Annotated in this window: 12 protein-coding genes; 6 read left to right on the plus strand and 6 right to left on the minus strand. The window is 43.1% G+C overall.

Annotated elements, in window-relative coordinates:
• Positions 1–245 precede the first annotated feature (245 nt).
• Genes F896_RS07840 through F896_RS07830 form a run of 4 tightly spaced genes read left to right on the plus strand, consistent with a single transcriptional unit; the run spans position 246 to position 4314 of the window.
• Positions 246–1691: a cytochrome ubiquinol oxidase subunit I gene (locus F896_RS07840; protein ID WP_016164069.1), complete on the plus strand. Its 1446-nt coding sequence runs from the start codon at positions 246–248 to the stop codon at positions 1689–1691.
• On the plus strand, positions 1684–2688 hold the full coding sequence (gene cydB / locus F896_RS07835; protein ID WP_016164070.1) for a cytochrome d ubiquinol oxidase subunit II: 1005 nt from the start codon (positions 1684–1686) through the stop codon (positions 2686–2688). Before F896_RS07840 ends, cydB begins: the two co-directional genes overlap by 8 nt.
• Positions 2689–2701: 13 nt before the next feature.
• On the plus strand, positions 2702–2824 hold the full coding sequence (locus F896_RS21340) for a hypothetical protein (RefSeq protein WP_004654187.1): 123 nt from the start codon (positions 2702–2704) through the stop codon (positions 2822–2824).
• 59 nt (positions 2825–2883) lie between these two features.
• On the plus strand, positions 2884–4314 hold the full coding sequence (locus tag F896_RS07830) for an aminotransferase-like domain-containing protein (RefSeq protein WP_032882264.1): 1431 nt from the start codon (positions 2884–2886) through the stop codon (positions 4312–4314).
• Here the strand turns inward: F896_RS07830 and F896_RS07825 are convergent.
• Positions 4275–5357 (minus strand): AraC family transcriptional regulator, encoded by a 1083-nt coding sequence (locus tag F896_RS07825; RefSeq protein ID WP_016164072.1) that lies wholly within the window; start codon positions 5355–5357, stop codon positions 4275–4277. The two genes, F896_RS07830 and F896_RS07825, sit on opposite strands and share 40 nt — an antisense overlap.
• Before the next feature lie 118 nt (positions 5358–5475).
• Between F896_RS07825 and F896_RS07820 the strand changes: the two genes are divergently transcribed.
• Both F896_RS07820 and F896_RS07815 read left to right on the plus strand, forming a co-directional pair.
• Positions 5476–6192 carry an enoyl-CoA hydratase/isomerase family protein gene (locus tag F896_RS07820; RefSeq protein ID WP_016164073.1) on the plus strand — a complete coding sequence of 239 codons (717 nt, stop codon included), beginning with the start codon at positions 5476–5478 and terminating at the stop codon, positions 6190–6192.
• Between the two features lie 36 nt (positions 6193–6228).
• Positions 6229–7056: an SDR family oxidoreductase gene (locus F896_RS07815; protein WP_016164074.1), complete on the plus strand. Its 828-nt coding sequence runs from the start codon at positions 6229–6231 to the stop codon at positions 7054–7056.
• Positions 7057–7122: 66 nt separating this feature from the next.
• Here F896_RS07815 and F896_RS07810 read toward each other — a convergent pair whose 3' ends face one another.
• The 5 genes from F896_RS07810 to hutH all read right to left on the minus strand — a co-directional run bounded on the left by F896_RS07810 (position 7123) and on the right by hutH (position 13654).
• The gene (locus tag F896_RS07810) at positions 7123–8394 is read right to left on the minus strand and encodes a Glu/Leu/Phe/Val family dehydrogenase (RefSeq protein WP_016164075.1); all 1272 of its coding nucleotides are present in this window, start codon (positions 8392–8394) and stop codon (positions 7123–7125) included.
• 32 nt (positions 8395–8426) lie between these two features.
• Entirely contained in the window at positions 8427–9347 is a 921-nt protein-coding gene (gene hutG, locus F896_RS07805; protein WP_016164076.1) for a formimidoylglutamase, read from the minus strand.
• 34 nt (positions 9348–9381) lie between these two features.
• Positions 9382–10587, minus strand: coding sequence for an imidazolonepropionase (hutI, locus tag F896_RS07800; RefSeq protein ID WP_016164077.1), 1206 nt, complete (start codon positions 10585–10587; stop codon positions 9382–9384).
• Positions 10588–10638: 51 nt separating this feature from the next.
• The gene (locus F896_RS07795; RefSeq protein ID WP_016164078.1) at positions 10639–12051 is read right to left on the minus strand and encodes an amino acid permease; all 1413 of its coding nucleotides are present in this window, start codon (positions 12049–12051) and stop codon (positions 10639–10641) included.
• Positions 12052–12115: 64 nt separating this feature from the next.
• Entirely contained in the window at positions 12116–13654 is a 1539-nt protein-coding gene (hutH, locus tag F896_RS07790) for a histidine ammonia-lyase (RefSeq protein ID WP_016164079.1), read from the minus strand.
• Positions 13655–13691 lie beyond the last annotated feature (37 nt).

The following is a 13691-nucleotide window of genomic DNA, read 5'->3' on the forward strand; positions in this document are numbered from 1 at the left end:
AGCTACAGAGTTTCGCTAAAAAAATATAACAGATCATTTATGGACACCCCATCTGTTATAAAAAAACAAAAAGAAATTGTACCTACTCATATACAACAGAAGATTGGATGATGAATAAAACTTAAATCGCTTTTAAATATCCAAGCCACAGTTTTTTCAGGTTCTGCTTATTTTCAAACATTTAAGTCCGTTCTTTCACATTTTCCTAGCGACTGCTTTTGCTGGTCTGTTATAGGAGAGGATATATGGATCTCGGTCTCACTGCTTTAGAATTAGCCCGAATACAGTTTGCGTTTACTGTTTCATTTCACATTATCTTTCCAGCCACCTCGATTGGTCTCGCCTGTTTTCTTGCCATGCTGGAATGGAAATGGCTTCGTACTCAAAACCCCATTTATAAAGATCTATTCAAGTTCTGGATCAAAATCTTTGCCGTGGCCTTTGGGATGGGTGTGGTATCTGGCGTGGTGATGAGCTACCAGTTTGGTACCAACTGGAGTGAATTTTCCCGTATTGCGGGAAGCGTGACTGGCCCTTTGCTTACTTATGAAGTATTGAGTGCTTTCTTCTTGGAAGCGGGCTTCTTGGGCATCATGCTGTTTGGTTGGGGACGAGTCAGCCCCAAAGCCCATTTCTTTGCCACCTTGATGGTTGCCATTGGCACCTGTATTTCCATGTTCTGGATTCTCTCCTCCAATAGTTGGATGCAGACACCGCAAGGTTTTACGATCGAGAATGGCATCATTATTCCAACCGATTGGTGGGCGATCGTATTTAATCCCTCCTTCCCTTATCGCTTTGCACATATGGCCGCTGCGGCATTTTTAGTGTCTTCCTTACTGGTGGTGGGTACTGCTGCATGGCATCTGATCAAAGGTCGTCGTGATGAACTGATCAAAAAATCATTTTCAATGGGTCTATGGATGGTGCTGGTCACTTCATGTTTACAAGTGGTGATTGGTGATAATCATGGCTTAAATACCTTGAAGCATCAGCCCGCGAAATTGGCTGCAATGGAAGGTCATTGGGAAACCAATTATGATGAAGGTATGCCACTGTACTTATTTGGCATTCCAGACATGCAAGAGGAACGCACCAAATACGCGATTGCGATTCCAAATCTAGGTAGTCTGATTTTGACTCATTCTATGGATGGTACAGTCAAAGGCTTAAAAGACTTTGCCCCAGAAGACCGACCAAACTCAACCATTGTGTTTTGGAGTTTCCGTGTCATGGTCGGACTTGGCATGTTAATGGTACTGCTCTCTTTCGTTGCCTTATGGCTGCGCAAAAAAGGCAAACTTTATGGTTCATCTTGGTTTCATAAATTCGCTTTTGTCATGGGCCCTACAGGCTATATCGCCTTACTAGCTGGATGGGTGACGACTGAAGTAGGCCGTCAACCTTGGGTGATTTATGGGGTGATGCGTACCAAAGATGGTTTGTCGCATACGGTGACCGCCGATCAAGTCGGTATCAGTTTGATCATTTTCGTGGTGGTCTATACCATCGTGTTTGGTAGCGGTATTTACTACATGCTGAAACTACTGAAAAAAGGTCCTGAATTTATTGAAGCGATTGATCTTGAGCCAGCAGGCCATGGGCATTTCAAGACCCCAATGCGTCCTTTAAGTGCCGTTGATGAAAGCATTGATCAGCAAGACCCAAATAAGGAGAAGCACCATGATTGATTTATCTCTGATTTGGGTCGGCATTATCGGTCTCGGTGTCCTAATCTATGTCATTTTGGATGGCTTCGACCTCGGGATCGGAATTCTGTTCCCTTTCATCAAAAGCCGCGAAGAACGAGATGTGATGATGAATACCGTCGCGCCTGTCTGGGATGGCAATGAAACATGGATGGTGCTCGGTGGCGCAGGTTTATTTGCAGCCTTTCCTCTGGTGTATTCAACCGTTCTTTCAGCACTGTATATGCCGATTACCCTGATGGTGATTGCATTGATTTTCCGTGGCGTTGCCTTTGAGTTTCGTTTTAAGGCGAATCGCACCAAACATTTATGGGATCAAGCCTTTATCTGGGGTTCAATTCTATCTAGTTTCCTGCAAGGTGTTATTTTAGGTGCTTATATTCAAGGGATTCAAACCACCAATGGTATTTTCTCAGGTTCAGGTTTAGATTGGTTGACTCCTTTCGCCTTATTTACCGGACTGGGTGTGGTTGCCATGTATGCAGCGCTTGGTTGTGGTTGGCTGATTATGAAAACCGACCATGAGCTACGAGATCAGATGTATGCACTAATGCCTAAACTGATCATTGTTTTGTTTGTGGTCTTTGCTGGTGTCAGTCTCTATACCCCACTGACCCATCCTGAAATTGCAGCGCGTTGGTTTGCTTTGCCAAATCTACTGTATTTTAGCCCTGTACCAGTTTTGGTACTGCTATTTACATTCTTGATTTTAAAAGCATGTAAAGAGCGTCATGATTTTAAGCCCTTTATCTATACCTTGGCACTCGTGTTCTTGGCCTTTACTGGATTTGTGATCAGCCTCTGGCCGAATATCATTCCACCATCGGTTACGATTTGGGAAGCAGCAGCACCGCATTCAAGTCAGAAATTTGCATTGGTTGGCGCGGTAATTCTCATCCCGATCATTATCGCCTATACCATCCTGTCGTATTGGGTATTTAGAGATAAAGTACGGGTTGGAGATACGGGTTATCACTAAGGAGCAGCTTTGCATGAAAATTAAATCTCTGCATTTAAGCCAAACGCAATGGTTTATAATACTGTGGTTACTTGGATTTTTTGCACTCGCCATCATTGCCGGCCTATTTAGACTGTTATTGATGTTTGCTTATTAAAAAAGAGATGGAACAGCTTGCATAAAAGCTGTTCCATCAAGATGGATTCACTTTACGTTATGTATAAATCAGAACAATTAGCGCAGAACCTGAAACTTCTCATTGAGAACGGGTCATGGCAGCCGCACAGCAAACTTCCTTCTTTACGTGAGCAAGTGCAACGATCAGGGTTTAGCTTAATTACCGTAATGAACGCTTACCAGGAACTGGAAGCGCAAGGATTGATTTATTCAAAAGAAAAGTCAGGTTATTTTGTGGCTGAGCAAAATAATATCCAGATTCCTCAAGCCTATTCAGTGGTGTCCTTAAATCCAAAAATTGAAATCAACTCCTTGGTGTTTAAATACCTCAAGTCGATTCAATCTAAACAAGTCAGCCCACTAGGCTCTGCATTTCCAGATAGTCAGTTACTCTATCCGCCCAAACTGATTCAGATCATGGGGCAACTTTCCCGTAATCGACATAGTTATGATCAGACCACCAACCTACCACCAGGGAATTTAGCCCTCCGAAAATTGATTGCACAACGCTATTGTATGCAGGGTATTCCAACTGATGCAGATGATATTGTCATTACATCGGGTGGCTTAGAAGCCTTGAACCTTTCCTTACAAGCGATTACTCAACCGGGCGATTATATTTTATTGCAGCAAACCATCTTCTATGGCGCATGGCAGGCAGCTGAACGTTTGGGGCTCAAGGTGATTACCCTCCCAGAGCATCCACAACATGGCTTTGATATTGAAGCTTTTGAACAAGTCATTAAAAACTATCCAATCAAAGTGTGCTGGTTTATGCTCAATGCACATAATCCGATTGGCTTTACCGTCAGCGATGACATCAAATATAAAATTGCCAAGCTGTTGCATGAACATCAAATTCATTTGATCGAAGATGATGTCTATGAAGAACTGTTTTATGGCAATCAAAAACCGCTGCCAATGAAGTATTTTGATCAGCAGAATCTGGTGTTGCACTGCTCTTCTTTTTCCAAAACCTTGGGTTCAGGGTTTCGTATGGGATGGGTCTATGCCGGAAAATTTTCCGAACATATTCAGCATCTACAGTTGATGAGCACCATTTCAGCCAATGCCCTGATCCAGAATGCACTGGTGGAGTTCCTCTCCCATCATCATTATGAAAAACATTTAAGAACACTTAGACGGGCTTTGGAAAAGAATAAAAAACAATTCTTTCAATATCTCAAACAACACCTGCCGAAAGACTGTAAGGTGTATAACTATCCAAGTGGCTATTTTCTCTGGATTCAACTGCCTGAAAAAGTCAGCAGCATGCAAGTCTATGAACAACTGATTCAGCAACAGGTGGGTGTTGCGCCAAGTCCGTTATTTAATGTACTGCCTTCACATCAACATTTTATTCGGATGAATTGTTCCTTTGAATGGACCGATCAAATTCAGCATTCGCTGGAACGCTTTATTAAAACGATTCAGTTGGTGATGTCGGATGAATCGGCCTTGGACAAATAGCTTTTCCGATACTGACTGGGTGTTTCCCCAAACATCTTTTTAAAAGCGCGAATAAAATTAGTGGCTTCTTCATAACCCACCAAAGCTGCAACATCCTGAATACTATATTGTGGTTGTTGCAGTAACTTCTTGGCTTGACTAAAACGTACCTCAGCCAAAATCTGTAAAAAAGTAGTTCCTTGTGCCTGTAAATGCCGCTTGATGGTTCGTTCAGACATATTCAAACGCTGTGCAATCAACGCTAATGTCGGATAAGTATTGCCAGCTTTATATAGCAACTCAGAACGAATACTTTTCTGTAGGTCGCGCGTCGCTTCTTTGAGTAGTTTCAGTTTGTCATTTTCACAATACAGCAGCGCTTGCTGAAAGGCCATTTGGTCTGCATTTGGATTTTTACAATGCAGATATTGCTTGGGAAACCTCAGACCATTGCGTTGCTGATTAAATTGAATCTTGATCTGAGATAAATCGATAGTTTTATAATTCTGTGCATCAGCCCAATCCACAAAGACCTCACAGCTTTCAACAATTTTTTCAGAAAATATGCTGAGAAAATGAATTGCGCCAAAAAGCAAACTTTCAATTAAGAAGGATCTTAATTGATCAGATTGTTCTGCCCCACCCAATTTCACAGGATGTACATCATCCAAATACACATAGACAAAATCTTCCTCAATCTTCAATTCAGGAATAAAGTTTTGAATACGGGTACAGAAATACTGCTGGCACAGTGTTAATGCAGTTTCAACATCAGTACAACTCAGGAATGCAAAACCTAAAGCCCCATGCGACGTCGGCCGTAATTTAAAGCCATATTCAATGCCTAGACGCGGATTCCCAGTCAACTTTAAGGCATTGACCACCAGTTTTGACCATTGGTGCGCACTCATTTTGGCATCGGCTTGTTTCATTTCTACAAGCATTAATCCCGTACCAGACAGAACTTTTTCAGTATCAATGGCATAATCATGCACAATTTCTAATAATAAATGTGCATAAGAAACGGAAATGGTTTCCTGAAACAATCCAAACGGATCTCGCATCGAACATCCACTGTCCTAAAATGATCATCAATATGGCATAGTCCCACCTATTGTGCGAGTGTTTTATTGGGAATAATGACTGCAATCAAAAACTAACGCACAATCAGGAAGCGCTTCAATGACCACCATGACGCTTGATCAGCAACAGTCTATTTATGTTCTCACCTTAACCAATGGCGATCAGGACAATGTCTTAAACCAAGATGTGCTGAATGAATATATCGAGATCTTTGATGAAATCGAGCGCCATTCGCATAACGCCTGTCTAGTGATTCAAAGTGACCACCCCAAGACTTTTTGCAATGGCTTAGACCTCGCTTGGCTAATGCAACAGTCTATGCAAGATAAAAAAGCTTTTACCTTAGAACTGGAAAATATGCTGCTGCGTTTGGCCTTGCTCAATCTCCCTGTGATTGCTGAAATTAATGGCAATGCTTATGCTGGTGGTGCAATTTTGGCATCTGCATGTGACTTCCGCTTGATGCGCGCAGACAAAGGACGTTTTTGCTTTCCTGAAGTCAAACTGACCATTCCTTTTACCGACTGTATTGCAGAAATTGTGCAACTCCTTCCCAATCAGCATGCAATTTGGGAGATGTCGTTAACAGGTAAATCTATGACTGGCCTCGAGTGTTTAGATACACATGTGGTTCATCAGATTCATCCTGCCGAATCATTAAATGCGGAAGTATTTAAGTTTGCTGAAGAGATGTCACAAAAGCATCGCCTAACCTATGCCGTGATCAAACGTCAGTTACGCCATCGCATTGTTGAGATTGCCAAACAACGACAGCTCTACAATCCAGAAAAATTTGCACATCCTTTTATGATTTAACGACATATTGATAAAAATTAAATATAGGACATCGACATGAGTAATATGCAAGGAAAAACCATTTTTATTACTGGTGGCAGCCGAGGAATTGGCCGAGCCATTGCACTGAAAGCAGCACAAGCTGGCGCCAATGTTGTCATTGCAGCAAAAACTGAAGTGGAAACAGCCAAATTATCTGGCACGATTTATAGTGTAGCTGAAGAGATTGAAGCTGCTGGCGGCAGAGCACTACCCTTACTTTTAGATGTCCGCGATGAACAGCAGATAAATGCTGCCATGCAACAAGCAGCCAAGAACTTTGGTGGTATTGATGTATTAATAAATAATGCAGGTGCGATTGCTCTCACAGGTGTCGAAGCCACTTCATTAAAACAATATGACCTGATCCAAACCATTAACCACCGTGCCACCTTTATTTGTGCGCAGGCCGCTTTGCCCTATCTCAAACAAGCAAAAGATCCGCATATTCTGAGTCTATCGCCACCTGTGAATATGTCACCGAAATGGTTGGGGATGCTCTCGCCTTATGCGCTGTCAAAGTATGGTATGACGATTCTGACTTTGGGTATGGCAGAAGAATTCCGTCACTACGGTATTTCATGTAATACGCTATGGCCTGAGACTTATATCGCAACAGCAGCGGTTTCGAAGAATTTAGGTGAGGAAAATACGCAACAACTCAGCCGTAAACCTGAAATCATGGCAGATGCAGCTTTTGCGATTTATAGTACGGCGAAAGGTGAACTCACGGGGCAAAGCCTCACCGATGAACAAGCGTTGGCACGGATCGGAATGACTGATTTTGCGCAATATGCCTGTGTCAGCGGCAATACCGAATTACAAAAAGATTTCTTTCTTGATTGATTCAGCAATAAAAAAACGACCTTAAAGTTTACACCTTAAGGTCGCTCTGATGATATTCAACCAGTATTAACCTGGGAAAATACCACGCTCTTTACGTGCTTTTAAGATACGCTCACAGCCCAAAATAAAGGCTGCTGTACGTAAAGTACATTCTTTTTCGCTTGATTTGTGCCATACATCGTTAATGGCTTGAATCATCAACTTATCCAGTCTTTCGTTAATTTCTTCTTCAGACCAGAAGTAGCTCGACATATCTTGAACCCATTCGAAGTAAGATACGGTTACACCACCTGCGTTACAGATCACGTCAGGCACAACCGTAATACCACGTTGAACCAAAACATCATCCGCTTCAGGGAATGTTGGACCGTTCGCACCTTCAAGCACTAACTTCGCAGTTAATTTTTGAGCACGTTCAACTGTGATTTGGCTTTCCAATGCAGCAGGGATCAAAATATCCATTTCTACATTCCAGAACTCTTCATCACTGATCACTTGCGCACCAGCAAAGCCACCCACACCTTGATGAGTTTGCATGTGTGTTTTTAATGCAGCAAGATCAATCCCTTCAGGATTGAAAATCGTACCGGTGTGATCTTGAATCGTCACGATGATCGATTTTGAGTCTGCAAACAAATATGCAGCTTCGCTACCTACATTACCAAAACCTTGAACCGCAATTTTCGCGCCTTCTAAAGGTAATTTGATTTTTTCAGCCACTTGTTGACCTGTGATAAATACACCACGACCTGTCGCTTTAATACGACCAAGAGAACCACCAAGATGTACAGGCTTACCCGTTACAACACCAGTCACCGTATGACCTTGACCAGATGAATACGTATCCATGATCCAACCCATCACGTTTGGATTGGTACCCACGTCTGGTGCAGGAATATCTTTTTGTGGGCCAATGATATGGCTGATTTCACTGGTATAACGACGTGTTAAACGCTCTAATTCACGTGGTGAAAGTTGACGCGGGTCAACACGGATGCCACCTTTTGCACCGCCAAATGGTAAATTCACCACCGCAGTTTTAATTGTCATCCATGCTGAAAGTGCCATTACTTCATTTAAATCTACATCTGGGTGATAGCGAATACCGCCCTTACCCGGACCACGTGACAAGTTGTGTTGTACACGATAACCTTCAAAATGACGAATTGTGCCATCGTCCATAACAATTGGCACGTCGACAATCAAAGCACGTTTTGGGCGCTTTAATGTGTCCACATAGTCTTCTAAACCATCTAGATATGGAGCAACACGCTCGATCTGTTCAAGATAAGTTGCCCATGGACCGTCATTTTGAGAGACATAAGATAAATTAGACATGTTTTAACCTTTTGATGAATTCACATGATCCATCAATCAAATATGTAGTTAAAAATTATATAAGCGGCTAATTTGGCAGTTCTACTATCCAAATCAAACCGTGGATTACATTCCGCCACATCAAAAACTTTAATCTTTCCGGTTTCCTTAATGGCCTCTAGTAATGGGTCAAAGACGGATAAATCAATCCCTTTAACCGCAGGTGCGCTTACACCTGGCGCAATGCTAGCACTAAATACATCAAGATCAACTGTAATATACAAATAGTCAACTTTTCCGGTAAAAGCTGTCAACTTTTTGATTAAAGTTTCAACATTTTGTTGCTGCAACTCATAATCGTAAATATAAGTACAATTCAGCCGATCTGCGGTTTCAAATAAAACCTTGGTGTTTGAATGTTTCGCTACGCCAATGCACAAATAATTAAATTCTTGCTGATGCTGTTCAGACAGTTTTGCTGCATTTAAAAAAGGTGTTCCAGAAGTCACCTGTTCAGCTTCACGCAGGTCGAAATGTGCATCAAAATTGATAATGCCGATCTTCTTATTCGGCTCATGATTTTGCAGATATTGAAACAGGCCTGAGAAGCTGCCAAAAGCCACTTCATGACCACCGCCTAATACAATCGGTTTCATGCCTTGCTTTAGACTTCTTTCAACCTGTTCTGCGAGTTCAGCCTGTGCTTGTTCCAGTTTTGAGCCATCACACACTACTGTACCAATATCTGTAATCGTGACAGGTTGATGCACAGGTAAATTGGCTAACTGTGCACGAATGCTGTCAGGTGCATCTGCTGCACCCAACCGACCTTTGTTACGCTTAACGCCCTCATCCGAGCTAAAGCCAATGAGGGCATAATCAGCTCTTGGCGTGGTATTAACGACTTGGTGAATTCTTAAGTGTTCAGCACCCTCACCATCTTTACGTCCTTGCCATATAAATGAATGATTCATTATCTCTAGCATCCTTTAAAAATGAGCTTCGCTGTTAGATTGAGATTTCATTGCCATGCTGAATAATCCGCTTTGGTAAATCGCCACCCAACCAGTAAACGATCTCAGATGGATGCTCAATATCCCACGCAATAAAGTCTGCAACTTTACCAGTCTCTAAAGTGCCGTGAGTCTCTTGCAGACCCAAAGCATACGCCGCATGCGTTGTCACGCCTGCCAAAGTCTGCTCAGGCGTTAGACGGAACAAGGTACTGCCCATATTCATCATTAAACGTAAAGATAATGCTGGTGATGTGCCTGGATTTAAATCACTGGATAATGCAATCCGCACCCCATGTTGATGCAAACTGTCTAAAGGTGGATATTTGGTTTCCCTCAAGAAATAGAATGCACCCGGCAACAACACCGCCACCGTTCCAGCAGCAGCCATCGCCTTAACATCATCCTCAGTCATAAACTCCAAATGATCTGCCGATAAAGCTTGATAACGTGCAGCCAAACTCGATCCGCCCAATGCAGACAGTTGTTCAGCGTGTAACTTGATCGGTAGATTTAGAGACTGTGCTGTTTTAAATAGGCGTTCAACTTGAGCAGGCGAAAATGCCAAATATTCACAAAAGGCATCGACGGCATCAACTAAACCTTCTTGGTGTAGTTTTGGCAGCATTTCATTGCAGATATGCTCAATATAGGCATCGCTTTGATCTTTGTACTCAGGCGGCAAAGCATGCGCAGCCAAGCAGGTACTGCGAACCGTCATTGGCAAAGTATCTGCAATTTGACGAATCACACGCAGCATTTTGCGTTCGTTGACATAGTCCAGACCGTAACCTGACTTAATCTCAATGGTGGTGACTCCATCTTTAAGCAAGCAGCGAACTCGTTTCAAAGCAGATGCAAGTAACTGTTCTTCACTGGCTTCACGCGTGGCACGAACCGTACTGGCAATCCCGCCACCGCTGGCTGCGATCTCAGCATAGCTAACGCCTTGCAGGCGTTTTTCAAACTCAACACTACGGTTGCCACCAAACACGCTATGGGTATGACAATCAATCAAACCCGGTGTGACCCATGCGCCATTCAAATCAATGGTTTCGGAATAAGCATCGGCAGGAAGATCTTCAAATGTTCCAATCCAGTGGATATGCTGCCCTGAAGTGACCATTGCAGCATGTTCAATACTGGAATATTGCCCATTTTGCATAGTGGCGATATGACAGTTTTTCCAAAGCTTTTTCATTCACAGTTCCTCTCACTGCTCAGGCGGGATAACACCTGAGCAGTTTGATATTTAACTTTCCATTTCGATATTTTGTTGCAAGCTTGAGTTTTCTTTTACCGTGTTTTGCTTGGGTTTCACCCAAATGCTATAAGCAATCCAAAGTAAAACTAACCACGTTGCGCCAACATAAATTGCAGGTCGTGAGTCTGGGAAATAGCCCATCATCGCCAAGATAAACAACATGAACGCAATTGCAAATGCAGGTGCATACGGCCAGCCAATCACTGGGAAATCCAAGGCTTTGATTTCTGCTTTAGACAACTTACGACGCATCGCAACTTGAGCAAGCAAAATCATCAACCACACCCAAACCGTAGCAAAGGTCGCAATTGAAGCAATAATGATGAATACATTTTCAGGAATCAGATAGTTCAGCAATACACCAATCAATAACACCCCAGCCATCACCACAACCGTCATCCAAGGCACGCCATTTTTGGAGATTTTTTGGAATACTTGCGGCGCTTGCCCACGGTTCGACATGCCATACAGCATACGTCCAGCACCAAATACATCACTATTGATCGCAGAGATTGCCGCAGTAATCACCACAATATTTAAAACAGTAGCTGCGGAGCCAATCCCAAGATTTTCAAAAATCTGTACAAATGGACTGCCTTGGCTACCAATCTGATTCCATGGGAAAATCGACATCAATACAAAAATCGTCATTACATAGAACAACAAAATACGTACTGGCACCGCATTAATCGCTTTAGGAATCGAGGTTTTCGGGTCTTGCGACTCACCTGCGGTAATCCCAATAATTTCAATACCACCAAAAGCGAATACCACCACAGATAAACAGGCAACCAAACCTGCTATGCCATTTGGCATAAAGCCATCATGAATCCATAAGTTTTGAATACCTGTGGTAAAGCCAGCATGATCAGCATGGAAGCCATAGAACATTAAGCCTAGACCACCGATAATCATCGCAACAATTGCAGTCACTTTGACAATTGAAAGCCAGAATTCCAGTTCACCAAAGACTTTGACGTGGATCAGGTTAATTGCCCCAAGGAACATGATCAGTGACAGAATCCAGATCCAACGCGGCACATCGGGGTACCAAAACCCCATATAGATCCCGAAGGCGGTGACGTCGGCCAAAGCCACAATGATCATTTCAAAAACGTAGGTCCACCCTGTGGTAAAACCTGCAAGTGGACCAATATATTGTGAGGCATAGTGACTGAATGAACCCGATACTGGGTTATGTACAGCCATCTCACCCAATGCGCGCATCACGATATAAATTGCAATCCCTGCAACGATATATGCGATTAATACAGACGGACCTGCCATTTTGATGGCTGTTGCCGAACCGTAAAAGAGTCCTGTCCCAATGGCTGAACCCAATGCCAAAAAACGAATATGGCGGGTGTTTAACCCCCGCTGTAATGTGGAGTGTTGTGACATTATAATCTCCAATCCTTGAGGAAATTTAGTTTGATTCGGCCACTCCATGTGACCGATTTATTGATCACACTTCAGACAAACTCGGTAATAGCTGTGGAATGAGTAATTCGTTCAAGCAGCCACTTGCAAGCAATTCACTCGCTTGCTCAATATCTGGCGCAAAGAAACGATCTTCACTGTAATAAGGCACTTGGTCACGCAGCACTTTACGCGCACGCTCAAGTTTTGGAGAACTCTTCAAACCTTCACGGAAATCAAGACCCTGACATGCACCTAACCACTCAACTGCAAGAATGCCGCGAACGTTGTCAGCCATATACCACAAACGTTTGCCCGCATTCGGCGCCATGGAAACATGGTCTTCCTGATTTGCAGAGGTCGGTAAACTATCAACACTGGCAGGATGTGCAAGTGCTTTATTGTCACTTGCTAACGCAGCGGCTGTTACTTGAGCAATCATGAAGCCAGAATTGACTCCACCATTGGCAACCAAAAACGGCGGCAATTGTGACATATGACGGTCCATCATCATAGAAATACGACGTTCAGACAGTGAACCAATTTCTGCAATTGCCAATGCAAGGTTGTCCGCAGCCATAGCCACAGGTTCTGCATGGAAGTTACCACCTGAAATCACATCGCCTTCTGCTGCAAAGACCAATGGGTTATCAGATACCGCATTTGATTCAATTGCTAATACTTCTGCAGCTTGACGAATTTGAGTCAAACACGCCCCCATCACCTGAGGTTGGCAACGAAGTGAGTATGGATCTTGAACCTTGCTACAGTCCTCATGTGAATGAGAGATTTCACTCGATTCAGTCAATAAATCACGATATGCAGCAGCAACATCAATTTGACCACGTTGACCACGGACTTCATGAATACGCGCATCAAATGGCGCACGTGAACCCAACATGGCTTCAACACTTAAACCACCACACACCGTTGCAGCAGCAAATAAATCTTCTGCTTCAAACAAACCACGTAATGCGTATGCTGTAGAAACTTGTGTCCCGTTTAAAAGTGCTAAACCTTCTTTCGCAGCTAAAGAAATTGGCTCTAGACCCGCGATTTTAAGTGCTTCAACCGCTGGCAACCATTCACCTTTATAACGAGCTTTGCTTTCGCCTAATAATACCAAAGACATATGTGCTAATGGTGCCAAGTCACCTGAAGCGCCAACAGAACCTTTTAATGGAATATGCGGATAAACTTCTGCATTGATCAACGCCAAAATCGCATCGATCACTTTACGGCGAATACCAGAAAAGCCACGTGCCAAACTATTTGCTTTGAGCAACATAATCAGACGCACCATCGCATCATCAAGCGGCTCACCCACGCCAGCAGCGTGTGACAGTACCAAAGAACGCTGTAATTGCTCTAAGTCTTCTGGTGCAATTTTAGTTGATGCGAGTAAACCAAAACCTGTATTGATCCCGTAAGCAGTACGGCCTTCATTGACGATTTGTTCGACACAAGCAACACTCGCATTGATCCCAGCAGAAGCGCTGTCATCGAGTTTCACTTTGATTGAATTTAAATAAGCGTGGCGCAGATCTGCTAAGCTAAGTTTGCCGGGTTGAATTAGAAGTTCCATTATTGGCGTCCTGTTTTGCACTCTATTGTTCGCTTAC

Source organism: Acinetobacter genomosp. 15BJ, assembly GCF_000400715.1.
In the GTDB taxonomy this organism is placed as follows: domain Bacteria; phylum Pseudomonadota; class Gammaproteobacteria; order Pseudomonadales; family Moraxellaceae; genus Acinetobacter.